Here is a 25,734-nt window from a genome sequence, read left to right on the forward strand (position 1 = left end):
GCTTTGCGCCGCATTCTTTGACAAGACGACGATCATGATCGAACTGACCATCACCCCGCCCGGCCACCCGCTTTCCGGCAAGGTGGAGCCGCCCGGTTCCAAATCCATCACCAACCGCGCGCTTCTGCTGGCCGGCCTCGCCAAAGGCAAAAGCCACCTGACGGGTGCGCTGAAAAGCGACGATACGCTTTATATGGCCGAGGCCCTGCGCGAAATGGGCGTGAAGGTAACCGAGCCTGACGCCACCACCTTCGTGGTGGAGAGTTCGGGCGTGTTGCAGCAACCGGAAAAGCCGCTTTTCCTCGGCAATGCCGGCACCGCCACGCGGTTTCTCACCGCGGCCGCAGCCCTTGTCGATGGCGCCGTCATCATCGATGGCGACGAGCATATGCGCAAACGTCCGATCATGCCGTTGGTGGAGGCACTGCGCTCGCTTGGCGTCGAGGCCGAAGCGCCGACCGGCTGCCCGCCCGTCACCGTCTGCGGCAAGGGCACAGGGTTCCCGAAGGGCAGCGTCACCATCGATGCCAACCTCTCCAGCCAATACGTGTCGGCACTTCTGATGGCCGCCGCCTGCGGCGACAAGCCTGTCGATATCATCCTCAAGGGCGAGGAAATCGGTGCGAAGGGCTATATCGATCTCACCACATCCGCCATGGAAGCTTTCGGTGCGAAGGTGGAGCGGGTGAGCAACGCCATCTGGCGCGTGCACCCGACCGGTTACACCGCGACCGATTTCCACATCGAGCCGGATGCCTCTGCCGCCACCTATCTCTGGGGCGCGGAACTGCTGACCGGCGGCGCGATCGATATCGGCACGCCCACCGACAGGTTCACCCAACCGGATGCCAAGGCTTATGAGGTGATGGCGCAGTTTCCGCATCTGCCCGCCGAAATCGACGGTTCGCAGATGCAGGACGCCATTCCGACCATCGCGGTTCTGGCCGCCTTCAACGAGACGCCGGTGCGTTTCGTGGGCATCGCCAACCTGCGCGTCAAGGAATGCGACCGCATCCGCGCCGTCTCGCTCGGCCTCAACGAAATCCGCGATGGTCTGGCGCATGAGGAAGGCGACGACCTGATCGTGCATGCCGATCCGGCGCTGGCGGGCCAGACGGTCGAAGCCTCGATCGATACCTTTGCCGACCACCGCATCGCCATGAGCTTCGCGCTGGCGGCCCTGAAGATCGGCGGCATCGCCATCCAGAACCCGGCCTGCGTCGGCAAGACCTATCCCGGCTACTGGAAAGCGCTCGCCTCGCTTGGCGTCGAGTATACTGAAAAGGAAAATGCTGCCGAACCGCAGCACTGAAACCGGCTGGAGAACCGCCCGTGAAGACCATCGCCGCAAGACTTCTCGCGCTGTTCGTCTTCCTGGGCGTGGCCTTCCCGGCTTTCGCAGAGGAATTCATCCGCTCGTACCACTCCGTTGTGGAAGTGGCGAAGGATGGCAAGCTGACGGTGACGGAAACCATCACCGCCCGGGCCGAGGGCCAGAACATCAAGCGCGGTATCTTCCGCGATTTCCCGCTTTATGCGCTGGATGCGAACAACCGCCGTACCAAGGTGGATTTCAACGTCGTTTCGGTGGAGCGCGACGGCGCGCCGGAGAACTGGCGCACCGAAACTATCGATGGCGGCATCCGCATCTATACCGGCAGCGCCGACCGTTTTCTGCCGACCGGCGAGCATGTCTTCCAGATCACCTACACCACCGCCCGGCAGATCCGTTATTTCAGCGATTATGACGAACTCACCTGGAACGTCACCGGCAATGGCTGGCAGTTTCCCATGGGCGAGATTTCCGCCACCATCACGCTGCCGCAGGGCGTCAGGGCCACGGATACCGCCGTCTTCACCGGTCCGCTGGGCGCAAGAGGCAAGGATGCCCGCGTCCTCAGCGAAGGCAACGAGGTGTTCTTCGCCTCCACCCGCCCGTTTTCGGTGGGCGAGGGCATGACGGTCGCAGTCAAGCTGCCCAAGGGTGCCATTGCCGCACCTGACAGCTCGCAGGAGGCGGGTTGGTGGCTGCGCGATAATCTCGCCATCCTGCTTTCGGGCGGCGGGCTTTTTGCCGTGCTGCTTTATTATCTGCGGGCGTGGTTCGCGGTGGGTCGCGATCCCGCCAGGGGTGTGGTCGTGCCGCGCTGGGATGCGCCGGAAGGGCTTTCCCCCGCTCTGGTCAACTATGTCGACAACCGCGGTTTTTCCGGCGCGGGCTGGACGGCACTCTCCGCTTCCGCGCTTGATCTGGCGGTTAAAGGCTATGTTGTTCTGGAAGATCTGAAGAATTCCATCGTCATTCGCCGCACGGAAAAAGAAATCGCCGCCGATCTGCCGACAGGCCAGAAGACGCTGCTGACCGCCATCGGCGGCGCGGGCAAGACGCTGACCATCGACAAGGCCCATGGAGCGGAAGTCGAAAAGGTTGGTTCGCAATTCCGCGCGGCGATAGAAAAAGAGCATCGCGGCAAATATTACCACAGCAATGCCGGTTACACGTTTTTCGGCATCTTCTTCAGCATCGCTCTCATCATCGCGACGCTGGTGTTTGGTGATCTGGATGAAAGCGCCATCGCCGCCGTTCTGGTCTTCGGTTTTTTCGCCTTCTTCTTCAGCATCCTGTCGATCGGTATCGGCCGGCAGTTCTCGCGCGGCGCAACGCTGCGCAAGCGGATCGGCGGCATCGTCATGCTGGCCTTTGCCGGTTTCGTGGCCTTCTCGGCCATTGGCGGCATCGCCACGCAAATCCTGCTGGATGTGACACATGATACCAAGTCGCTCGCGTTGGCCGCCATCGGCGGCATCGTGCTCACCAATGCACTGTTCCTGTTCCTGATGGGTGCGCCGACGCCGCTCGGCCGCAAGCTGATGGATGGCATCGAGGGCCTGCGAACCTATCTGACGCTGGCGGAAAAGGACCGGATGAACATGGCGGGTGCACCGGCCATGTCGCCCCAGCATTTCGAGACATTGCTACCCTATGCCGTGGCGCTTGGCGTCGAAAAACCCTGGAGCCGCACCTTCGAGACCTGGCTGGCGACAGCCGCCGCCGGTGCCGCTGCTGCGAGTTATGCGCCCGGCTGGTATGCGGGCAGTAATTACGGCAGCTTTGGCGACCGTATCGGCGGTTTTTCCACCTCCATGGCCAGTACCATCGCTTCCACCATTCCCCAGCCCGTCAGTTCCTCCGGTTCCAGCTTTTCGGGCGGTGGCGGTGGCGGTTCTTCCGGCTCCGGCGGTGGCGGCGGTGGTGGCGGCGGCTGGTAAGGCCCGCCGACGGTAATTTAACCGAATGCATTGGTGACTTTTGCCGCGTTGCTTGCTAAGCCGACCGCAATCGTCCGACAACAGATAAAGTCCTGATCCCATGCCCGATCTTCTGCTTGAACTCCGCTCCGAGGAAATCCCCGCCCGCATGCAGCGCAAGGCGGCGGGCGATCTGAAGAAACTCGTCACCGATGCCTTGGTGGAGAGAGGGCTGACCTATGAGGGTGCGCGCGAATATTGGACGCCGCGCCGCCTGACGCTGGATATTCGCGGCCTCAACGCCCGCTCCGCCGATGTGCGTGAGGAAAAGAAGGGTCCGCGCACCGACGCCAACGAAAAGGCCATCGAAGGCTTTCTGCGCGGCGCTGGCCTCAACGATATTTCCGAGGCTCAGGTCGTTTCCGATCCGAAGAAGGGCGATTTCTATGTCGCCATCATCAACAAACCCGGCCGCCCGGCGGAAGAGATCATCGCTGAGGTGATGCCCGGCATCATCCGCTCATTCCCGTGGCCGAAATCCATGCGCTCCGGCCCGGCCTCTATGCCGAAGGGTTCCAGCTATGCCGGCATCGAAGGCAAGGGCTCGGAAAGCCTGCGCTGGGTGCGCCCGCTGCAATCCATCGTCTGCCTGTTCGGCCCCGAACATGACGAGACGCAGGTCATTCCCTTCGTGATCGACGGCATCGTCGCCGGCAACGTTACCTATGGCCACCGTTTCCATGCGCCGGGCCCGATCACCGTGCGCCGTTTCGAGGATTATGTCTCGAACCTCGAAAAGGCGAAGGTCATTCTCGATGCCGAGCGCCGCAAGGATATCATCCTTCACGACGCCAAGGACTTGGCCTTCGCCAACGGCCTCGACCTCGTGGAAGACGAAGGCCTGTTGGAAGAGGTCTCCGGCCTCGTCGAATGGCCGCAGGTGCTGATAGGCACCTTCGAGGAAGATTACCTGCAAATCCCGGCGGAAATCATCCGTCTCACCATCAAGACCAACCAGAAGTGCTTCGTTACCCGCAATCAGGGCGCAGAAGAGGGGCTTTCCAACCGTTTCATCCTGATCTCGAACATCGAGGCAAGCGACGGCGGCAAGGAAATCATCCATGGCAATGGCAAGGTCGTACGCGCCCGCCTGTCGGACGCCCGCCATTTCTGGAGCCGTGACCAGGGCGATCTGCCCGATCTGGAAACGCTGAACGATTCGGCTGCGAAATTCGGCCTCGATCTCAACAAGCCACTCGACCAGCGCATGGCGAAGCTTGATGCGCTCAACGTCACCTTCCACGCCAAGCTCGGCACGCAGGGTGAGCGCGTGGCCCGTATCCGCGAACTGGCGATGGCGTTGGCCCCGGTCGTTGGTGCCGATGAAGCGCTGGTAGACCGCGCCGTGGTACTGGCGAAAGCCGACCTGCGCACCGAGGCCGTCGGCGAATTTCCTGAGCTTCAGGGCCTGATGGGCCGCAAATATGCGGCGCTTCAGGGCGAAAACGAAAGCGTCGCCGCCGCCATTGAAGACCATTACAAGCCGCAAGGCCCTTCCGACCGCCTGCCGGCCGACAAGGTGGCGATCACGGTCGCGCTGGCCGACAAGCTCGATACCCTCGTCGGCTTCTGGGCCATCGATGAAAAGCCCACCGGTTCGAAGGACCCCTTCGCTCTGCGCCGTGCGGCGCTGGGTGTAGTGCGCATTCTGCTTGAGAAAAACGTGCGGCTTTCGCTAATCGAGGTTGTCAGTAAGATCGTCTTCGATTTTCCCGCGCATATAATGTCCGAATGGAGTAACTTTCCGGAGTGGGGCGTTGGCGAGTTTGACGCTGAAAAGATTAGTCATTCTGAATATGTGGAACAGAATTACCATGAAAGCGTGTTTGGGAGGAGGGGTATACTTTATCCGGACTCTACTCATGAGGCACAAAAACGTATCTCTTTTGACCTCCTCTCCTTCTTCCATGATCGCCTAAAAGTCTATCTCCGCGATCTCGGCGCGCGTTATGATCTGATCGACGCCGTCCTGACACCGGAATCCGATGATCTCCTGATGATCGCCCGCCGCGTCGAGGCGCTTACCGCCTTCATCACCGGCGAAGACGGCCGCAACCTTCTGGCGGGTGCCAAGCGCGCCACCCAGCTTCTGGCCGCCGAGGAAAAGAAGGGCACCGTGGTGGCTGATGGTGTTTCGGAAGAGTTGTTGAAGCTCGACGCCGAAAAGGCGCTCTATGCGGCTATCAAGACGGCTTCTGCCGATGCCGCGAAGGCCGTAGAGACGGAAGATTTCCGTTCCGCCATGCAGGCGCTCTCGACGCTGCGCGCGCCCGTGGATAAGTTCTTTGAGGATGTGCTCGTTAATGATGAGGATGCGGCCATCCGCGCCAACCGTCTGGCGCTGCTGAAGGCCATTCGCGAGGCGACCGGGACGGTTGCGGATTTCTCGAAGATTACGGGGTGAGGGGCGTCGGGGTAGTCGGGGCGGTAGCGTGCGTGGTTCACCCCCCTCTGTCCTGCCGGACATCTCCCCCTCAAGTGGGGAGATCGACCCGTGGCAACCTCTCAGCCACATTGAACGTTTCGGGAAGAGCGGGGAGCATGCCTCTCGCCGATCTCCCCCCTTGAGGGGGAGATGCCCGGCAGGGCAGAGGGGGGTAAGCCGCGACCGCGACTCCCGAAGGATAACTTCTCATTGACTCACACGCGCCCCAAAATCCTCATCAGCGCCTGCCTCCTCGGCCAGCCCGTCCGTTATGATGGCAAGGGCAAGCCTCTTTCCCATCCAGCGATTGACCGTTGGCGCAGCGAGGGCAGGCTGGTAACGATCTGCCCGGAAATGGCCGGCGGCATGCCTGTCCCGCGTCCGCCGGCGGAGATAGAAAACGGGGCTTCCGGTCTCGACGTACTGGAAGGCCGCGCCCGGGTGCTGGAGCTGACTGGCGGCGATGTCACGGCCGAGTTTATCGCCGGTGCGGAAAAGGCGCTGGCCTTCGCCAGGGCAAATGGCTGCACCCACGCGCTGCTGATCGACGGCAGCCCGTCCTGCGGATCAGTCGCGATCTATGACGGTTCGTTCTCCGGTATCAAACACGCAGGCAATGGCGTGACTGCGGCGCTGCTCGAAAAAGCCGGTATCGCGGTCTTTTCCCCAGCCGATATCGACCGACTGGATGCGCTAACCCCTTGAAACAAAGGCGCCGGAGTTTCCCCCGGCGCCTTTGTTCCATCGATATAGCCTCGGAGCGTATCACCCCGCCATCCGCATCTCCCGCCCCATGCCATGAAGCTGGTGACCGGAGGAGACACGGAAGCCGCGGATGAGGTTCAGCAGCTCTTCGGTATCCACGGCCAGCGCCTCCGCCGAAGCGGTGGTTTCTTCCGCCATCGCCGCATTGTGCTGGGTGGCGACGTCGAGCTGGTTCAGCGACGTGGAGATCGAGCGCAGCGTCGTGTCCTGTTCGGCTGCCGAATGGGCGATCTTGCTGACGATCTCGTTGGCGGATTTGATCTGGTCCGAGATGCGTTTCAGTGCATCGCCAGCCTCGCCGACGAGCCGCACGCCGTTTTCCACCTGGGCGGAGGAGCGGGCGATCTGGTCCTTGATCTCCTTGGCGGCGGCGGCGGATTTCTGCGCCAGTTCGCGCACTTCCTGCGCCACCACGGCAAAGCCCTTGCCGGCTTCCCCGGCACGCGCTGCCTCCACACCGGCATTCAGCGCCAGAAGGTTGGTCTGGAAGGCGATGTCGTCGATCACGCCGATGATGTTCGAAATCTGATCGGAAGACTGTTCGATGCCGCTCATCGCAGTGATCGCCTCTTCCACCACCCGGTCGCTGCGCGTCGCTTCCGAGCTGACGGTGGTGACGCGCTTGGCGGCATCCGCAGCACCTTCCGCCGTCTGGCGCACCGCAACCGTCAGTTCATCGAGAGCCGCGGAGGTTTCTTCCAGATTTGCAGCCTGCCGTTCGGTGCGCTGCGAAAGCTCGTTGGAGGCCTTGCGGATTTCGTCCTTCGAGCCGCCAATGTCGATGCTCTTGGTGTTCACCTTGGCCATGGCGGCATCGAGATGCGTCAGTGCCTCGTTGAAATTGTCGCGTAGCGCCGCATAACGGTTACCGAGATCGCCGCAGCGCACGGTCAGATCGCCGCCGGCCAGCTTTTCCAGTGCCTCGCCGATGGTGGTGACGACCCGCGCCTGCAATGCGGCCTCGTCGCGCTGCATGTCGAGATTGTTCTGGCGCTCGGCATCGAGCTGTTGCTGCTGCTCTTCCTGACGGCGCTGCATGGCATGGCGCTCGCGCACCTTGTCCTGAAGCGAGGCGGTGGCCTTCGCCATCATGCCGACTTCGTTGGTGAGGCCGGTATGGGGAATGGCAAGCGAAACGTTCTCATTGGCCACTTCGCCGAGTGCACGGTGAATGTCGCCGAGCGGCTTCGATATGCCACGAATGACGTAGAAGGCGGCGGCAAGCGCCAGAACGAAGATGAGCGCGCCGATGGACAGCGCCTTCATCACCTCGCCACGAACCTGGGCGTTCAGATCGTCGATGTAAACACCGGTCACGACCACCACCTGCCAGGGCTCGAAGGCAAGCGCGTAGGAACTCTTGGCGTAGTCATTGCCTTCCATGCCGGGCTTCGGTCCGTAGAAATCCGTCTGCCCGCCGCCGTTGCGGCCAAGCCGCACCAGCTCGTCACGATAGGCAAACCCCTTACTATCAGGCTTGCCCTTGTAGTTTTCACCGACACGCTTGGCATCGGGATGAAACTTCATCGTCACTTCGTAGTCGTAACCGAACAGATAGCCGTCAGGAGTGAACTTCATGGCGCCGACGGTGGCGAATGCCTGTTTCATGGCGTCGTCGCGCGAAAGCGTTCCGGCCTTTTCCTTGTCATGGAAGGATTGCAGGATGGAGATCGCCGATTGTACCTGTGTCCGCAGCATGCCGTAGCGTTCCTCATAGATCGCGTCGGTGGCGGATTTCAGCTGGTAGAAGGTCGCCGCGGCGAAGGCGGCCATCAGGGCCACCACGAGAACGATCAGTTGACGGGAAATGGAAAGGTTCTTCATGGGCGCTCACAAGAGTTTGGGATCGCGCGCCTGAAAAAAGCCGCGCGGTACCGGTGTTTCGGAGAAGGGAAAGGCGCATGATGCGCGGTAAAAGGACCGAAAAGCGCGGGTCTGCGCCGTGACCTCATCTGTGCTGCATCGCACTATAAACCCACTTAGCGGCCAAAAATTTGAATAAATATTTAATTAGCGGAGGCTTTATCCGGCCCGGCTGGCAGAATAAGTGGCGAAGGAAGTAATATTCCCCGAATGGTTGCGAGGTTGTTTCGTAAATGCAGCGATGACGCGATTATTTGACGTTTGTCATCAAAGTACGATCCGCAGGTCAATTACCGCGCAGCTGGAAATCCGGGAACTGGGGTGTGCCGACGACCGAGGCGTTGTGCGGCTTGGATGCATTGTCGCTGGAGATTGCCTTGACGGCTGCCGTGGTGGTCGTCACGTCGATGCCTGCGGGCGTGGAAACGGTTTCAGCGGGATCTGCTTCGGGTGCCGCCTCGTCATAGGTGGCGATGGCGGTGCCGGAGGGGTCCGTCATCCAGGCCGGATTGGTGCTGACGAAGGTGACGGGCGCACCGCCAAGCCAGGCCTCGGTGCGCACCAGCGTGCGTTTACCGTCGACGTCGTGCATTTCAGTGTGCTGCGTCCCCGGCTCGATGGATGGAATGGCATAACCCTGCGCGGCGGGTTTGTTTTTCAAGGGCTGGCAGCCGGCGCAATCGCGGCGGACGAAGCTGCCATTGGTGACATGCACGCCATTGATATATTCGATGGAGGATGCCATCGCCGACCCACTGGCGAGCACGACAATCGCTGTCAGAAAAAGACGCCGCATCGAAAAACCCCCGAAATGACGGCGCGGCCTCGCAATCGAGACACAATGCGCCATACAATATTGGGCGAAGTATTACCGGTCTTTCGTTTCCATCGGGTCAGCAAACTTGGTAAAAATTGAACGAAATAGTCGCTGCCAAGCCCATCTGCTTTAAGGATCAGGCCTTTTCGCGGGCAATGGCCTGCCAGCCGATATCGCGGCGGCAGAAGCCGTTTTCCCACTCAACCTTGTTGGCTAGCGCATAGGCGCGCGCCTGCGCTTCCGTCACGTTTCTGCCAAAGGCGGTGACATTCAGCACGCGGCCGCCGGTCGCGACGAGTTTGCCGTCCTTCAGCGCCGTTCCGGCATGGAACACCTTGGCTTCTTCGCTGGCCTCGGGAATATGGGCGATCGGCGTGTTCTTGTCGTAGGCGCCGGGATAACCTTTGGAGGCGAGAACCACGGTCAGCGCCGCATCGTCGCGCCATTCCGCCTGCACCGTGTCCAGCGTACCGGTGGCGGTGGCGTAGAGGATCGGCAGCAGATCACTCTTGAGGCGCATCATCAGCACCTGGCATTCGGGATCGCCGAAGCGCACGTTATATTCGATCAGTTCCGGGCCTTTGGCGGTGATCATCAGGCCGGCGAAAAATACGCCGGAGAAGGGGTTCCCATCCTTGGCCATGCCTGAGATCGTCGGCTCGATGATCTCCTTCATGGTGCGCTCCACCATGGCCGGGGTCATGACAGGGGCGGGCGAATAGGCGCCCATGCCGCCGGTATTCGGGCCCGTATCGCCATCGCCGACGCGCTTGTGATCCTGCGCGGTGGCGAGCGCGAGCGCCGTTTTGCCATCCGAAAGGCAGAAAAAGCTCGCTTCCTCGCCATCGAGGAAGGCTTCCACCACCACCTCAGTGCCGGCCGTGCCGAAAGCACCGTCGAAACAGTCATCGATGGCGGCAAGCGCTTCCGCTTCAGTCATGGCAACGGTCACGCCCTTGCCGGCGGCAAGGCCGTCGGCCTTGATGACGATCGGCGCACCCTGTGCACGGACATAGTCCTTGGCAGGCTCGGCGGATTTGAAACGCTGGTAAGCGCCGGTCGGAATATCGTAGCGGGCGCAGAGATCCTTGGTGAAACCCTTGGAGCCCTCAAGCTGGGCGGCGGCTTTCGAAGGTCCGAACGTGGCGATGCCAGCTGCACGCAGATCATCCGCCAGACCAGCGACCAGCGGCGCTTCCGGGCCGATGACGACGAAGTCGATTGCTTTTTCCTTCGCAAAAGCGATGACGGCAGAATGATCTTCCACGTCGAGCGAAACAAGTGTTGCGTGGTCAGCGATGCCGGGATTGCCGGGTGCGGCATAAAGCTCATCGATGAGGGGCGACTGGGCGATTTTCCACGCCAGCGCATGTTCGCGTCCGCCGGAACCGATCAACAGAACTTTCATGGTCAATACCCCTGCAAATTCGCCAGTAACCTTGTGGCACGGGCGTTAAGGGCAGGGGGGCGAAAGGTCAAGGAGAAAGCGCCGCAAATGCCTGTCTTTCCCTTGAAGTCAGCCTTTCCTGTGGAATCGTGGATGCCTCTTGTTGTCACGCCACAATCAGACATTATGTTCGCCGCTCCAGACCTGACAGCAGAGAACCCCATGACCGCAGACAATGCCCGCCTCGCCTCGCTCATAGCTTCCGAAATCAATGCCCGCCCCGATCAGGTGAAGGCGGCGGTGGCCTTGCTGGACGAGGGCGCGACCGTGCCCTTCATCGCCCGCTACCGTAAGGAAGTGACCGGCGGGCTCGATGATACCCAGCTGCGCACGCTGGCGGAACGCCTTGTCTATCTGCGCGAACTCAATGCGCGCCGCGCCTCCATCGTCGATTCCATCACCGGCCAGGGCAAGATGACTGACGAGTTGATGGTCAAGATCATGCAGGCGGGCACCAAGGCGGAGCTGGAAGACCTCTATCTGCCTTATAAGCCGAAGCGCCGCACCCGTGCCGAAATCGCCCGCGAACGTGGTCTCGGTCCGCTTGCCGAAGCTATCTGGGAAAACCGCTCTGCCGATCCGGCGAAGCTGGCGGAGGCCTATATCCAGGGTGAGGTGGCCGATGTGAAGGCGGCGCTCGAGGGCGCGCGCGACATCATTGCCGAAACCATGACGGAAAATGCCGATCTCCTCGGCCGCCTGCGTGATTACATGCGCCAGAACGCCACCTTCCGCGCCAAAGTCGTGGATGGTAAGCAGGCAAGCGGCGAGAAGTTTTCGGATTATTTCGACCATTCCGAGCGCTGGGCAACGGTGCCGGGCCATCGCGCGCTCGCCATGCTGCGCGGCTGGAACGAGGAAATACTGACGCTGACGATCGATGTCGATGCGGATGATCCCTCGCCGGTGAAGCCGTCGCAGCGCACCATTGCAGCCGCCTTCGATATCCGTAGTGCGGGACCTGCCGATCAATGGCTGATGGAAGTGGCGGGCTGGACCTGGCGCGTGAAGCTTTCCATGTCGCTGTCGCTTGATCTGATGCGCGAATTGCGCGAGCGGGCGGAAGAAGAGGCGATCAATGTCTTCGCCCGCAATCTGAAAGACCTGCTGCTAGCGGCACCGGCCGGTTCCCGCGCCACCATGGGTCTCGATCCGGGCATCCGCACCGGTGTGAAGGTCGCGATTGTGGATGGCACCGGAAAGCTGCTGGACACCAGCACGGTTTATCCCTTCCAGCCAAAGAACGACGTGCGCGGCGCGCAGGCCGAACTTGCCTTGCTCATCCGCAAGCACAATGTCGAACTGATCGCCATTGGCAACGGCACGGGCAGCCGTGAAACCGAAAAGCTGGTGGCCGATCTTCTGGCGCAGCTGCCGGCTTCCGCTTCCGGCGCAAAGCCCACCAAAGTCATCGTCTCGGAAGCCGGCGCATCGGTCTATTCCGCTTCGGAACGGGCTGCAGCTGAATTCCCCAATCTCGACGTGTCGCTGCGCGGCGCCGTCTCCATCGCCCGCCGTCTTCAGGACCCGCTGGCCGAACTGGTGAAGATCGAGCCGAAATCCATCGGTGTCGGCCAATACCAGCATGATGTCGATCAGGGCCGCCTCAGCCGCTCGCTCGATGCTGTCGTGGAAGACGCGGTGAATGCCGTGGGCGTCGATCTCAACACCGCCTCGTCGCCGCTTCTGGCGCGGGTATCCGGTCTTGGCAGCTCGATTGCCGATGCCATCGTCGCCCATCGCGACCAGACCGGGCCTTTCGCCAGCCGCAAGGAATTGCTGAAAGTGCCGCGCCTTGGCCAGCGCACTTTCGAACAATGCGCCGGCTTCCTGCGTATTCCAAACGGCAAGGAGCCGCTGGATGCCTCTTCGGTGCACCCGGAAGCCTATGGCGTGGCAAAGAAGATCGTCGCCGCCTGCGGCCGTGATCTGCGTTCGCTGATGGGTGATGGCGCCGCTCTGAAGGCGCTTGATCCCAAGCGTTTCATAGACGAGCAATTCGGCCTGCCGACCGTGAAAGACATCATCGCCGAACTGGAAAAACCCGGCCGCGACCCGCGCCCGAGCTTCAAGACCGCGACCTTTGCCGATGGTGTGGACGAGATCACCGATCTGAAACCGGGCATGCTTCTGGAAGGCACCGTCACCAATGTCGCGGCCTTCGGTGCTTTCGTGGATATCGGCGTGCATCAGGATGGTCTGGTGCATGTCTCGCAGCTCGCCGACCGTTTCGTGAAGGACCCGCATGAAGTCGTCAAGGCGGGCGATGTCGTCAAGGTGCGAGTCGTGGAAGTGGATGTGAAGCGCAAGCGCATCGGGCTGACCATGCGCAAGGATGGCGGCGAGGCAGCGCCGCAGCCGATGCGTGAAAAGAACAATGCGGGCGCCATGCGCCATGCCACAGCCAAGCCGAAAGAACGCAACGAGGGGTCGCAAACAGGGGGTGCTCTCGCCGTTGCTCTTGCCGAAGCCATGAAGCGACGCTGACCTCTGGTTGAAATGTTTTTTTACCAAAAAGCCCCAGCGGAGTGTCCGACGGGGCTTTTTGCTTGATGAAATCGTTCAATTTTTTTGAAATAAGACTATCTTGCAACTTGTGCCGAAAGGAATACGGTCAGCAAAATTGATAAGTGAGACTTAGCAATTGGGGGTGCCATGGCGTCGTCTCTGCATGTTCTTCTGGAAAAGATAATCAAGATCGGTGATCTCACCGTCAACAGCCCGGGCGGCAGCCGCACATTTGGCGACGGCACGGGAAAAAAAGTGGTTCTGAATTTCACGGACGAAGCCGCCATGCAGGAGATTGCCGCCGATCCGGCGCTCAAGCTCGCTGAAATGTACATGGAAGGCCGGGCGCAGGTCGCGGAAGGCGACATTTACGATTTTCTGGCGCTGGTCAAAGGCAATACGCTGAGCGAGGCTCTGTCCTTCGGCATGGTCTGGCGCGGCATGGCCCGCATCATCGCCGCCCGCATCAAGATGCGTCTGCCGGTCAATCACAACAAGAGCAATGTCGCCCATCACTACGATCTGAGCGCCAAGCTGTTCGATCTCTTCCTCGATGAGGACTGGCAATATTCCTGCGCCTATTTCAATCCGCCAGGCATCAGCCTCTATGAGGCGCAGGTTGCGAAAAAGCGGCACATTGCCGCCAAGCTGATGACCGAGCCGGGCCAGAGCGTTCTGGAAATCGGCTCCGGCTGGGGCGGCATGGCGATGTATATTGCCGAAAGCGCCGGTGCCGATGTGACCGGCATCACGCTCAGTGAAGAACAGCTCCGCGTCTCGCGCGACCGCGCGGCAAAACGGGGGCTTGCCGGCAATGTCCGCTTCGAATTGCAGGATTACCGTTACCTGCCGGCTTCGAAAAAATATGACCGCATCGTCTCCGTCGGCATGTTCGAACATGTCGGGCCGACCCATTATCGCGATTATTTCGACAAGGTGGCGGAGGTGCTGGACGACAAGGGCGTGATGGTGCTGCATTCCATCGGCCAGCCCTATCCGGCACTGGCGACCAACCCCTTCATCGAAAAATATATTTTCCCCGGCGGTTATATTCCCTCGCTTGCCGAGGTGCTGCCGGCGATCCAGAAGTCCGGACTGCTGGTGAAGGATATCGAAATCCTGCCCATGCATTATGCCCATACGCTCCGGCACTGGCGGGAACGTTTCGTGGCGCGAAAGGCGGAGGCGGTAGCGCTTTATGACGAGCGTTTCTTCCGCATGTGGGAGTTTTATCTGGCGGGGTCGGAAATGGCCTTCACCCATGAAAATTTCCATATTTTCCAGATCCAGCTCGCCAAGGACCGCGATGCCGTGCCGCATGACCGCGACTACATCGCCTGCAACGAGGCGAAGCTGCTGGAGTTCGAGAAGACGCGTGCGCCGCTGGAGAAGGTGACGTTCTGAAGACGGCGGACGAACGTTTACGCACATGAGACGTCATCCTCGGGCCTGTCCCGAGGATCTATCCACGTTGCAGAAGATAGGGCCCTAGCAGATGCTCGGGACAAGCCCGAGCATGACGGAGGATAGGTTTGGCGCCCTGTCGCGAGCTTCGCAGTGGTGTTCTGCTTCTCCACGCGCTGGTTAATGGAATGGAAAGACAATCCCTCTAATTCTACGCTCACCTGTCTGTATTGCGTTTCTGGGGTTCTTTCATGTTCAAGCCATCAGCGGCCGTCGCCGCCTGTGTCCTGTCGCTTTTTGCCGTGGGCAACGCCCATGCGGAAGGCTGGTTTTCCGGCGACTGGTATCTGAAGCTCGGCGGCGCGGGTTTCACCGCACCGAAATATCAGGGCGACAACAAGAATGAATTCGGCTTTTCGCCCATCATTTCGCTCGGTCGTCAGGGGCAGGGCGCGCGTTTCACCTCGCGCAACGACAGCGCCTCGATCTCGCTTCTGGATAATGGCCCGATCAGCATGGGTCTGGCCGGCAAGCTGGTATCGCCGCGCGACGAGGGCGATTCGGCCGATCTGAAGGGCATGACCCGCATCAAGCGCGGCGGTGAGCTTGGCGGTTTCGCCGAGGCCTATCCGACCGACTGGCTACGTATTCGCGGTGAAGCCCGCCAGGGCATCCGCAGCCACAGCGGCGTCGTGGCGGATCTCAACGCCGATGTCTTCACTGATATCGCCCCCGGCATTCAGGTGTCCGTCGGCCCGCGCGCGACCTGGGTGAGCAGCAAATATAACGAGCGCTATTATGGTGTCAGCGCAGCCCAGACGGCCGCCGGCGCACCATCGCCCTATAGCCCGGGCGGCGGCCTGCATTCCGCCGGCGTCGGCGCCGCCATCACCTGGAAGGTCACCGAAAATGCGGAAGTGGGCTCATTTGCCGAATATCGCCGCCTGATGGGCGACGCCGCCGACAGTTCGCTGGTGCGCGAGCGCGGTTCGAAGAACCAGTTCATCATCGGTGTTCAGGCCAGCTACAAATTCAATTTCTCGCTGCCCTGAGTGGACGGGCGATAAGGCCATGCGAAGCCGCAGCGGGGCTTTTTGTATGCGTGGCGCGGTGCTGAAATCCATTCCGATTTTTTCGGCAATGCTGTAGAACCATCCCATGGTTCACCACAGCGATTTGTCAGGCCGCGTTTCCGACGCGCCATCCAACAACTGGGTCTATCGGATTTTGCCGAGGTCCCTCTGGCCCTATGCGCAGCTGGCGCGGTGGGATCGTCCCATCGGCTGGCAATTATTGATGTGGCCGTGTTTCTGGGCCGCAGCCCTCGCCGCCAATGCGGCGGTGGCGGCTGGCGGCTTTTCCTGGGGCACGTTGATCTGGCATCTGGCGCTGTTCTTCATCGGATCGGTGGCGATGCGCGGCGCGGGCTGCACCTATAACGATCTCGCCGACCACAAGATCGACATGGCCGTGGCGCGAACGCGCTCTCGACCCTTGCCTTCCGGTCGTGTAACCCGGATGCAGGCCAAGGTCTTTATCGTGCTGCAGGCGCTTGCCGGGCTTGTCGTGCTTTTACAGTTCAACGGCTTTGCGATCCTCACCGGCATAGCCTCGCTGGTCTTCGTAGCGATCTATCCCTTCGCCAAGCGCTTCACCAACTGGCCGCAATTTTTCCTTGGGCTCGCATTTTCCTGGGGTGCGCTGATGGGCTGGGCCGGACAGTTCGGTTCTCTCGCCTGGCCGGCTGTCCTGCTTTATGTCGGCTCCATCGCCTGGACGATCGGTTATGATACAATCTACGCCCATCAGGACAAGGAAGATGACACGGCGGTGGGCATCGGTTCGACCGCCCTGCTGTTTGGAGAAAACACACATCGCTGGCTGGTTTTCCTTTATGGCACAGCCCTCGTCATGATTTTCCTGTCGTTCTGGACGGCGGGCGTTAACGTCATTGCCTATAGCGGCCTCGCCGCCGCCGCCGTCATGCTGTTCCGGCAGGTCTGGGTGCTCGATATCGATGACGTCGACCAATGCCTCGTGCTGTTCAAATCCAACAACCGTGTCGGCGTGCTGATTTTCGCCGGTCTCATCCTGCCGCTGCTGCTGGCGTAAGCTGCGGGAATAGGGAATACGAAAAAGCCCGGTCGCGTCATCCGCGCCGGGCTTTTGTGCTCTTGACTGAAGAAGATCAGCTGCGGGCGATGATTTCCTTGCCCTCGATCTTCATGCTCATGCCGAGCGAGCCGGTGGAGCGGCGAACGAGGAAGCGCGGGCGGCGCTCTGCAAAATAGGAGTGGCGGCGGCGCGGGCGGGTATTCTTGGTGCGCACCTTGCCGAGATGTTCTTCCAGCGGACGGGCAACGCCATCGGCTTCCACCATCAGCATGGGAATGCGGTAGGCCTCGGACCAGCTGCGCCAGTCGGCTGCGATATCGCAGAGATCATGAGCGACCAGCAGCGGAACGCAGAGGTCCGGATCGTCATGGTGAAGTTCCAGCGTCACGGTGACCTGGCCGTCGCCATGGTCGATGGCGCGGGCGGCGACACCCTTGAAGGCGCGGGCTGGCAAAGCGAAGGATAAAGGCAGGCCGGAAGAGGTGAGAACCTTTCTCAGAACGGCGCCCCGTTCATCGAGAGTGACGGCGACATCGGTCGCGCCATTGCCTTTTCCATAGGTGACCTGTTGCGGAAAACGTGCCGGGTCTAACCTGAGTGTGGCGACGGCCCAGTCGGGCTTCAGAACGGTCTTGGTCATGTTTAATCTACCCTTGTTTTACCTGAGAGCCGGTTTCCGGTCTTCTCATCGGGACTTTTCGTCCTCTGATGTCAGGAGATTATCCGCCGCATGTTCGAGACTGCTTAAAAATCGCGGTTAAGAAAACTTTGCATTCCCAAATGGTTAGCAAAACCCACTGTGGCATGGTTTCGCTTCGGTAAAGCAGATCGAGACAAAGCGATTTTTATCCCGGTCAAAACTGTGCTCTTTCAAGCTACGGGCAAGGCGCGTCATGCATAGTCATGCCAAGGCTTGCCGTGCGCCGGAATGGGCGCGCGAGGGGTGGATTCAAAACCGGAGCTTTGGTGTCCCGAGGGATGCGCGGCGCTCCAGGGGGCATTCGGATGGTATCGACTTTTCTCAGCTACGACCTCATCAACCGCGATATGAAGGCCAGCATTTCGCGCGTGTCGCAGCAGGGGCTCGTGGAGCGGCAGACGAAATATTACAAGGAAAACATCGGCAATGTGAAAAGCGTCGATGAGTTCCTCGGTAACTACCAGCTCTATTCCTATGCCATGGACGCCTTCGGCCTCGGCGAGATGACCTATGCCAAGGCCTTCATGAAAAAGGTGCTCGACAGCGACCTGAACGACCAGAACAGCTTTGCCAACAAGCTGACTGACGAGCGCTACCGCGAGTTTGCCGCTGCCTTCAATTTCACCTCGTCAACAAAGACCGTGCAGACGGATGCCCAGCTCGACAAGATGATCGGGCTTTATGACACGTCGATCACCAATTTGAACGACAGCCTTGCGGAAGAGACACGTTATTACAAGGCGATCATCGGCACGGTGACGAATGCCGATCAGTTGCTGCGCAACGACCGGACGCGCGCCTATATCTTTCAGGTCTTCAACATCGATGAGAAGACCTATTCCTACGCCCACATCAAGGGCTTGATGACGAGCGACGTCTCCGACCCGGATAGCTACATCAACCAGAAATATGGTGCCGCCTATAATGACGCGGTCGAAAAACTGACGATGAAGGGCAATATCGAACTGCACGCGCAGGTCACGTCCCGGATTACGGCGATCGACACCGCGCTGGCAGGCACGGGCTTGACCGCCGAGGAGCGTACGAAGCTCGAGGCGGAAAAGGTGACACGCCAGGACCAGCTGACCCAGCTCGAGGCCGTTCTGCCGCCAAAGGATCAATGGGACGCAAAACTCACCGCAATCAAGGCGGAGCAGACGACGCTGTCGAACACCGTCACGCAATATAATAAGATGGCGCAGCTTGCCGCCGCCTTCGAGTTCAAGAATGACGGTACGGTGGATGCCGGCGGGGCGCAGACGGCGGATAATCTCAAGGTCATGACGGATGCCTATATCAGCAGTGCGCCGCGCGTGACACCCACCGTCGCCACGCTGAACCGGGATTATTTCGAATCGAAGATCGGCTCGATCAAGACCGTGGACGAACTGACCTCGGATGCGCGGCTTCTCAACTACATCAAGGTTGCCTTCGACCTGAACGACGTGACCACCGTGACGGCAACGATCAAGAACATCCTGACCAGCGATCTGAACGACCCGAACAATTACATCGCCACCTTTGGCAAAAATGATAAACGTTACATCGCCTTGAGAAACGCGTTCAACTTTCAGACCGATGGAACGCTGGCTTCAGGTACGACACCCCAGACGACGACACAGACCGCGACCACCACCAGCGGCTACATGATCCATTATAATGACAAGGACGACGCTGCGGACGAAAAGGCGACCAAACTGTACAAGAGCGACATAAAAAGCGTCACGTCGGTCAAGGATTTCCTCGAAAGCAGCGCGGTCTATAATTATGCGCTGAAGGCCGTCGGCCTCGATCCGGCCAAGGTGAATCCCACCGATATCCGCAAGGTCCTTACCAGCGACCTGCAGGATAAGAAAAGCTACGTCTATACCCTGAAAGACGAGCGCTACGTCAAGCTGGCGGAGCTTTTCAATTTCGCATCCGACGGCAAGGTGGGGTCTCCGGTTCTGGCGCAGTCGGAAATAGAGATGCAGACCATGTCGGCCGACTACATCAAGAAAAAATCCGCTTTCGGCACGGAAAAGGACAAGGAAGCGGCCAAGAAGGAAGCGGAATATTTCACCGACGAGATGCAGAAGATCAAGACGCTCAAAGAGTTTCTGGCCAATGATCGCCTGACGAAGTTCGCGATGGAATCGCTCGGCATCGATCCGAAAAGCGTGACAAAGGTACAGCTCGAGAAAATATTCACCTCGACGCTGGACGATAGCGAAAGTTACGTCAACAAGGAGATGGATTCGGTTTTCCGCCGCCTCGTCACTGCCTTCAATTTCAATGCGGACGGCAGCCTTCTTCACGAGGATCGCAGCCTAATTCAGACGCGGCGCGGCCTTTACGAGACGCTGGATAATTATCTGACCCAGACGCTGGAAACGCAGGCGGGTGAAGAAAATGCCGGTGTGCGCCTCGCGCTCTATTTCAAGCGCATGGCGACGGGAACGACGTCCTATTACTCCATTCTTGCCGATACCGCGATCCAGAATTTCATCAACACCACCTTTGGTATTCCCGATGAACTCGGCAATGCGCCGGTCGATACGCAGGTGGCGATGATGAAGAAATATTTCGACATCAAGGACTTTCAGGATCCCGACAAGGTCAAGAAACTGATCTCCCGTTTCACCATCATGTATGATGACAAGCAGAACATCACCAATCCGATCATGGCGCTGTTCAACGGCAGCGGCTCGGTGGGCATCAGCGGCGACACGCTGCTAGCCGTCGCCTCGCTGCGGGCGCGATAGGCGGGACGCGCGGGTGGACGATAAGGCGAGCTGGTTTGGCCGGCTCATGCTGACGATAAAGGCGGAAACCTTCTCTCCGTCTGCGGTGCCGGATCATCCCCGGTACTCGCGGTGATGGCGGACGCTTGCATACCATGCCCGCATCCCGCCACCCGTTTACCACCCCGGCAGCATATGCCCGGCGCGCAGGCGCGGCATTTTGGGGTAGGTCTTCACATCATTGTCCATCTCATCGACGACGCTCATCGGTGAGATATTGTCGAGGCAGGCGGTGATGTGGTCAGTAATGGCGTTCACCAGCGAGGGTGACAGGCCGGGGCGTTTCATCAGGCCGATCTGTACCGGGGGCAGCGGCGGGAACCCGTCTGAGGCGGTCAAAACCTTCATGCCGGTACGCAGCGCCGATTCCGGCAGTACCGAGACGGCCATGCCCGCCAGTACCGCAGCAGCGACCACGGTGGAAGACCAGCTTGTGAAGAGGACCTGGTAGTCCCGCCCGTCGGCATCGAGCGCCGAACAGGCAAGCTGGCGCCAGTGGCAGTCGCGCCGCCCGACGGCGAGCGGCACCGGCGCGTCGTCCTTCAGCGGATGGTTGGCGGAGGCGACCCAGCAGAGCGGTTCTGTACGCACCACATCCGAGGAACGGGCGCGCGGATTATGGGTGACGAGCGCTATATCCAGCTCGCCGCGCGCCATTTTTTCGGCAAGGCTGACTGAAGGTTCGCAGACGATATAAAGCTCGACATTCGGATGGGTCTTGGCGAAGCGCCCGATGATTTCAGGCATGTAGCGGTCGGCGTAATCGTCAGGGGTGCCGATGCGCAGCGTGCCCTCCAGCCGGTTGTCGTCGAAGGCGGCGATCGCCTCGTTGTTGAGGCGGATGATGCGGCGGGCGTAATTCATCAGCTTTTCGCCTTCCGCCGTCAGGCGGTTGCCGCGCCCGTCTTTTGCAAAGAGCTGTTTGCCGATGCGCTCTTCAAGCCGCCGCATCTGCATGGAGACGGCGGATTGCGTCTTGAAAACGCGGTCGGCGGCCTTGGTAAAGCTACCAGTATCGACGATGGCGATGAAGGTATGCAGCTGGTCTATGTCGAGAGGTGCGGACATGGATGGCCATCCATCAGAATGATTGATGTCTCACATTAGAAACATTCGTTGGACTGATCAATAGTCTTGCGACATTTTGCCACCAAGCAAATCAGTATCAACCTGGGCCGACGAGACGTCTGGCCCCCAACCCAAGGCAGCTTCTCGCGCGTGGTGCGTCGGGGGCGGTGCCGCATCGTGCCGTTACGAAAGGATATGTATCATGCGCACGGCAGAACGGAGAATGGAACTGGAACTCGCAACCGCACGGCCGGGAGACGCCTGGCGTCGCGCCGCTGTGCTGGGTGTTTCCGGCGTTAAAACCTTCGTCAAGCGCATCTACAATCGTATCGTGGCCAATGGCCTCACGGAACTTGATGACCGTCTTCTTGCCGATATCGGTCTGGTGCGGTCGGATGTCAGCGATGCTCTCAATACCGGCCTGTTGGAAGATCCGACGGCCCATCTCACCCGGGCTGCACGCAAACGCGCGGTCACGCGTTTCAAGACAGTTTGAAATTCCGCCTCCGGCAGACCTCCAGCTGCCGGACGTGGCTTCCAGCCGCAAGGTTTTCCCCGCAGGGTGATTTGCCAATAACCCTGCCTTTGCCCGGTGTCAGGCCCCTCGGCCGCACCGGGCTTTTTTATGGCCCTGCCTTTCCTCAGCGACGCAGTTTACCGGCGAAGCCTCAATACTGATATTCCTCGAATACCGGCAGCACCGAACCGCCCCAGCGGCCGTTGTAAAGCGCAAGCATATCTTCGGCGAGCGTGGTCTTCTTGGCCAGAACCTCGTCCAGCGACGACAGGAACACGGTCTCGTCCTGGCCTTCGCCATTCAGCCGCTTGCGGTTTTTCAGGCCGGTGCGGGAAATGTCGAGAACCTCACGGGCGATGCCGAGAAGCGGCTTGCCGGCAATCTCGGCCGAAAGCCCCTTGGCCGGTACGGCGTTACGAAGCGCGATCACCTCATCGAAGCTCCAGCCGGCGGTCAGCGCATCGGCAGCGTCAAGCGCTTGCCTGTCATAAAGAAGGCCAACCCAGAAAGCCGGCAGGGCGCAGATGCGCCTCCAAGGGCCACCATCGGCGCCGCGCATTTCGAGGAAACGCTTCAGGCGAACATCGGGGAAGAGCGTGGAGAGATGGTTCGTCCAGTCGCCCATGGTTGGTTCCCATGCGGCGATTTCGCCCTTCAGCGCACCGTTCATGAACTGGCGGAAGGTGACATGCGTGCAATCATGGTATTTGCCGTCGCGCACGATGAAATACATCGGCACATCAAGCGCCCATTCGACATAATCCTTGAAGCCGAAATCGTCATGCAAGGTGAAGGGCAGCACACCGGAGCGGCGATTGTCGGTATCGCGCCAGATATCGCCGCGCCAGGAGAGGAGCCCGTTCGGCTTGCCTTCGGTAAAAGGCGAAGAGGCGAAAAGCGCCGTCGCCAGCGATTGCAGCTTCATGGAAACGCGCATCTTCTGGCGCATATCCGCTTCGGAGGAGAAGTCGAGGTTAACCTGGATGGTGCAGGTGCGGTACATCATGTCGAGACCCTTGGTCCCGACCTTCGGCATGTAGCGGGTCATGATCGCGTAGCGCGATTTCGGCATGCGCGGCGTCTCGTCGGAACTCCACAGTGGGCTGCCGCCGATGCCGAGGAAACGAATGCCCATCGGCTCTGCCACTTCCCGCAGCGTCGCCAGATGCTGGTTGGATTCCTTGCAGGTCTGGTGCAGGTTTTCGAGCGGTGCGCCCGACAGTTCGAACTGGCCACCGGGCTCGATCGAGATCGCGCCCATGCCGTGCTGCTCGCCAAGGCCGATGATGTTTTCACCGTCTATGATCGGCTCCCAGCCGAGCTTTTCCTGCATGCCCTTCAAAAGGGCTGAAATGCTGGCCTCGCCGAAATAGGGAACCGGGCTGTTGTCCTCGCGGAAAAAGGCGAATTTTTCATGTTCGGTGCCGATGCGGAAATCCGCTTCAGCCCTGCAACCGCCCGCCAGATAGTCGGTAAGCTCCGTGACGGAGGAGAGGGGTGTCTGGTCGGTCGTGTCGCGTGCCATGGCTTACCTTGTTATGACGTCAATGTTGCGGCGAGGCATATGATTGGCAGATAGGGCCGGATCGTATCCGGTGGCAAATGAATTTCTTTTAAAGATGCATGAAGGGTAATATTCCACCTCACTTCCAGTCGCCGATAACAGCCTGAATGACGGCGAGCGCTGCGACGGCGGCCGTATCGGCCCGCAATATACGCGGCCCGAGCGGTATGGGGGTGACGAAGGCAAGGCTGCGCAGCAACTCCCTTTCCTCCTCGGAAAAACCGCCTTCAGGGCCGACAAGCAGGGCGATCTTGCGTTCCTTGACGGCCTGCAGAATCGGCAACGGATTTTGGCCCTCGTCGCCTTCGTCGCAATAGATGATGCGGCGGTCGTCCGGCCAGGTCTCCAGTATGTCCCTCAGCTTTACCGGTTCTGCCACCTCGGGCAGAGACAGAATGCCGCATTGTTCGGCGGCCTCGATGGCATTGGCGCGCAATTTTTCGGCGTTGTGGATCTTGCCCTGAACATGCTGCGTCATCACCGGCTGCAGCAGGCCGGCACCCATCTCCACCGCTTTCTGCACCAGATAATCCATGCGCCCGACTTTCAGCGGCGCGAAGAGATAGTGCAGGTTCCCCGCATCCGGCTGCGGCCGCGTCTGTTCTAGAGGAACGAGGACGATCTTCTTGCGGCTCGGAAAGGCGAGCTTCGCCTTCCATTCGCCGTCACGGCCGTTGAACAGCAGGATTTCCGCGCCGTCGGTCATGCGCAGCACATTGGCCAGATAGTTGAACTGTTCGCCCGTCGCCTCCTGCGCCACGCCCTCGGAAAGGGAGGCTTCGATGAACAGGCGTTGCATCCGGAAATTTGCGCGCATGGGATTTCGGTTTCAGGGTCAGAGGAAAAGGAATGACAGGAGCCAGTAGAGCAGTGCCGCAAGTGTTGCGCTCGCGGGGACGGTGACGACCCAGGCGGCGATGATCGTCATGAAATGCGAGCGCCGGACAAGATAACGGCGGCGCACCTCGGACGGATTGTCCAGATATCTAGGGGTACGGCGGGGTTCGCCCGCTGACTGGACGAGTTCCTGCCGCCGTCGCGAGGCCTGTGTGTACCATTCGCGGAAGAAGCCGACACCGAACACCGCGCCGATCGCCGTATGGGTGGTGCTAACAGGCAGACCGAAGCGCGAGGCGACGAGAACGGTGAGCGCCGTGGCCACGGAAACGCAGAAGGCGCGCATCGGATTGAGCTTGGTGATCTGTTCACCGACAAGGCGGATCAGGCGTGGGCCGTAGAGAAGAATACCGCACGACAGCCCGAAAGCGCCGACCAGCATCACCCAGAGCGGTGCGCGCGCGGATGTCTGCACCGCTTCGTCATGCAAGGCCCGCACGATGGCCACGACAGGGCCAATGGCGTTCGAAACGTCATTCGCCCCATGGGCAAAGGACATCAGGCCGGCGGCGAGAACGAGCGGCCACTGGAACAGTATCCGCAGCGACTGGTTGCGGTTTTCCAACCCTTCCGATTGTTTGCGAATGATCGGCACGCAGAGCCGCCAGGCGACAAGGCCCGTCACGAGCCCGATCACGCTGGCGTGGCCAAGGGACACATGCATGAGCTGGCGCAACCCGACCCAGATGAGATAGGCCATGAAAACGCCGGCCATCAGGCCAATGAGAACCGGAACCCACAGCCGGGCCGAGCCGATCTTGTCGTCGCGATAGATGATGAATTCCTTGATGAAAGCAAGAATGGCGATGGCTATGGCGGCGCTGATGAAGGGGGCAAGCACCCAGGCAAACGCGATGCTGCCGAGCGAGAGCCACTCGACCGCTTTCGCCCCATAGGCTGCCATGCCCGCGCCGGCAACCCCGCCGACCACCGTGTGGGTGGTGGAAATCGGTGCTCTGGTCCAGGTCGATATGTTGACGAGAAGGCCGGCGGCGAGAAGCGCCGAGAGCATCGCCCAGGAAAATGCAGTCCTGTCTGGAATGGTCTCAACGTTGATGATGCCGCTCGAAATGGTCTCGACGACATTGCCGCCGGTGATCAGCGCGCCCGCGATCTCGCAGACAGCGGCGACCATGAGCGCGACGGCAAGCGGCATCGCCTTGGCGCCGACCGCGGGGCCGACATTGTTCGTTACGTCGTTCGCACCGATATTGATGGCCATGTAGGCGCCGATGGCGACGGCCGCGATGATGATGACGGAGCCCGCGGTGCCGGTGACGAAAGCGCCGGCGAAGACGGCCGCGAGCACAACGAACATGAACCCCGCGCCAAGGCCGGCAAGCTGCTGCGTGACATGCAGCGTCGCTTCTTCGACACGGGTAATCTTGTCGAGATCCTTGTCGAGCGTCGGCTTCATGTTCGATGGCGGCTTCGTTGCCATTCACACCTCGTTTGCCAGCATTCCCTTTCGTCCGGCAGCGTCGCAGGTTGAAGGCAATTTACAGAAAGACTGTTACATCTCGCACATCTTTCCAAACGAAAAGACGGGAAG

Annotated in this window: 18 protein-coding genes; 10 read left to right on the forward strand and 8 right to left on the reverse strand. The window is 60.3% G+C overall.

Annotated features, from left to right (window positions below):
• The first annotated feature begins 34 nt into the window (after nucleotides 1-34).
• The 4 genes from CFBP5499_RS02160 (at nucleotide 35) to CFBP5499_RS02180 (ending at nucleotide 6,439) form a co-directional block, all read left to right on the forward strand.
• Nucleotides 35-1,312: a 3-phosphoshikimate 1-carboxyvinyltransferase gene (locus CFBP5499_RS02160; RefSeq protein WP_080825987.1), complete on the forward strand. Its 1,278-nt coding sequence runs from the start codon at nucleotides 35-37 to the stop codon at nucleotides 1,310-1,312.
• A 20-nt stretch (nucleotides 1,313-1,332) separates the two neighbouring features.
• On the forward strand, nucleotides 1,333-3,270 hold the full coding sequence (locus tag CFBP5499_RS02165) for a DUF2207 domain-containing protein (RefSeq protein ID WP_080825985.1): 1,938 nt from the start codon (nucleotides 1,333-1,335) through the stop codon (nucleotides 3,268-3,270).
• 100 nt (nucleotides 3,271-3,370) lie between these two features.
• Entirely contained in the window at nucleotides 3,371-5,713 is a 2,343-nt protein-coding gene (gene glyS, locus CFBP5499_RS02170) for a glycine--tRNA ligase subunit beta (RefSeq protein ID WP_137066225.1), read from the forward strand.
• Between the two features lie 231 nt (nucleotides 5,714-5,944).
• Nucleotides 5,945-6,439: a DUF523 domain-containing protein gene (locus CFBP5499_RS02180; protein WP_080825981.1), complete on the forward strand. Its 495-nt coding sequence runs from the start codon at nucleotides 5,945-5,947 to the stop codon at nucleotides 6,437-6,439.
• Nucleotides 6,440-6,499: 60 nt separating this feature from the next.
• Here the strand turns inward: CFBP5499_RS02180 and CFBP5499_RS02185 are convergent, their stop codons facing one another.
• From CFBP5499_RS02185 to purD, 3 genes are all read right to left on the reverse strand, one after another.
• Nucleotides 6,500-8,323: a methyl-accepting chemotaxis protein gene (locus CFBP5499_RS02185; RefSeq protein WP_080825978.1), complete on the reverse strand. Its 1,824-nt coding sequence runs from the start codon at nucleotides 8,321-8,323 to the stop codon at nucleotides 6,500-6,502.
• 325 nt (nucleotides 8,324-8,648) lie between these two features.
• Complete coding sequence (locus CFBP5499_RS02190; RefSeq protein WP_080827458.1) at nucleotides 8,649-9,158, reverse strand: plant virulence effector HPE1-like domain-containing protein; 510 nt, start codon at nucleotides 9,156-9,158, stop codon at nucleotides 8,649-8,651.
• A gap of 157 nt (nucleotides 9,159-9,315) precedes the next feature.
• Nucleotides 9,316-10,587: a phosphoribosylamine--glycine ligase gene (purD, locus tag CFBP5499_RS02195; RefSeq protein WP_080825976.1), complete on the reverse strand. Its 1,272-nt coding sequence runs from the start codon at nucleotides 10,585-10,587 to the stop codon at nucleotides 9,316-9,318.
• A 201-nt stretch (nucleotides 10,588-10,788) separates the two neighbouring features.
• Here purD and CFBP5499_RS02200 point away from each other — a divergent pair, with 201 nt between their 5' ends.
• From CFBP5499_RS02200 to ubiA, 4 genes are all read left to right on the forward strand, one after another.
• Complete coding sequence (locus CFBP5499_RS02200) at nucleotides 10,789-13,113, forward strand: Tex family protein (RefSeq protein WP_080825974.1); 2,325 nt, start codon at nucleotides 10,789-10,791, stop codon at nucleotides 13,111-13,113.
• Nucleotides 13,114-13,281: 168 nt separating this feature from the next.
• A complete protein-coding gene (locus CFBP5499_RS02205; protein WP_080825972.1) occupies nucleotides 13,282-14,538 on the forward strand; it encodes an SAM-dependent methyltransferase in 1,257 nt (418 codons plus the stop codon).
• A 251-nt stretch (nucleotides 14,539-14,789) separates the two neighbouring features.
• Nucleotides 14,790-15,590, forward strand: coding sequence for a MipA/OmpV family protein (locus CFBP5499_RS02210; protein WP_080827457.1), 801 nt, complete (start codon nucleotides 14,790-14,792; stop codon nucleotides 15,588-15,590).
• A gap of 106 nt (nucleotides 15,591-15,696) precedes the next feature.
• Nucleotides 15,697-16,650, forward strand: coding sequence for a 4-hydroxybenzoate octaprenyltransferase (gene ubiA / locus CFBP5499_RS02215; RefSeq protein WP_080825969.1), 954 nt, complete (start codon nucleotides 15,697-15,699; stop codon nucleotides 16,648-16,650).
• 76 nt (nucleotides 16,651-16,726) lie between these two features.
• Here the strand turns inward: ubiA and CFBP5499_RS02220 are convergent, their stop codons facing one another.
• Complete coding sequence (locus CFBP5499_RS02220) at nucleotides 16,727-17,293, reverse strand: DUF6101 family protein (protein ID WP_080825966.1); 567 nt, start codon at nucleotides 17,291-17,293, stop codon at nucleotides 16,727-16,729.
• 365 nt (nucleotides 17,294-17,658) lie between these two features.
• On the opposite strand from CFBP5499_RS02220, the gene CFBP5499_RS02225 reads away from it, so the two are divergent.
• The gene (locus tag CFBP5499_RS02225) at nucleotides 17,659-20,097 is read left to right on the forward strand and encodes a DUF1217 domain-containing protein (RefSeq protein WP_080825963.1); all 2,439 of its coding nucleotides are present in this window, start codon (nucleotides 17,659-17,661) and stop codon (nucleotides 20,095-20,097) included.
• A gap of 156 nt (nucleotides 20,098-20,253) precedes the next feature.
• Here the strand turns inward: CFBP5499_RS02225 and CFBP5499_RS02230 are convergent, their stop codons facing one another.
• The gene (locus tag CFBP5499_RS02230; RefSeq protein ID WP_080825960.1) at nucleotides 20,254-21,204 is read right to left on the reverse strand and encodes a LysR substrate-binding domain-containing protein; all 951 of its coding nucleotides are present in this window, start codon (nucleotides 21,202-21,204) and stop codon (nucleotides 20,254-20,256) included.
• A gap of 202 nt (nucleotides 21,205-21,406) precedes the next feature.
• Here CFBP5499_RS02230 and CFBP5499_RS02235 point away from each other — a divergent pair, with 202 nt between their 5' ends.
• Nucleotides 21,407-21,700, forward strand: a complete 294-nt coding sequence (locus CFBP5499_RS02235; RefSeq protein ID WP_080825958.1) for a DUF1127 domain-containing protein — start codon at nucleotides 21,407-21,409, stop codon at nucleotides 21,698-21,700.
• 172 nt (nucleotides 21,701-21,872) lie between these two features.
• Here CFBP5499_RS02235 and CFBP5499_RS02240 read toward each other — a convergent pair whose 3' ends face one another.
• The 3 genes from CFBP5499_RS02240 to CFBP5499_RS02250 all read right to left on the reverse strand — a co-directional run bounded on the left by CFBP5499_RS02240 (nucleotide 21,873) and on the right by CFBP5499_RS02250 (nucleotide 25,623).
• On the reverse strand, nucleotides 21,873-23,246 hold the full coding sequence (locus CFBP5499_RS02240; RefSeq protein ID WP_080825956.1) for a glutamate--cysteine ligase: 1,374 nt from the start codon (nucleotides 23,244-23,246) through the stop codon (nucleotides 21,873-21,875).
• 118 nt (nucleotides 23,247-23,364) lie between these two features.
• Nucleotides 23,365-24,102, reverse strand: coding sequence for a 16S rRNA (uracil(1498)-N(3))-methyltransferase (locus tag CFBP5499_RS02245; RefSeq protein WP_175416589.1), 738 nt, complete (start codon nucleotides 24,100-24,102; stop codon nucleotides 23,365-23,367).
• An 18-nt stretch (nucleotides 24,103-24,120) separates the two neighbouring features.
• Nucleotides 24,121-25,623: an inorganic phosphate transporter gene (locus tag CFBP5499_RS02250; RefSeq protein ID WP_080825953.1), complete on the reverse strand. Its 1,503-nt coding sequence runs from the start codon at nucleotides 25,621-25,623 to the stop codon at nucleotides 24,121-24,123.
• Between the last annotated feature and the right edge of the window lie 111 nt (nucleotides 25,624-25,734).

The sequence above is a fragment of the Agrobacterium tumefaciens genome (assembly GCF_005221325.1).
Taxonomy (GTDB): Bacteria; Pseudomonadota; Alphaproteobacteria; order Rhizobiales; family Rhizobiaceae; genus Agrobacterium.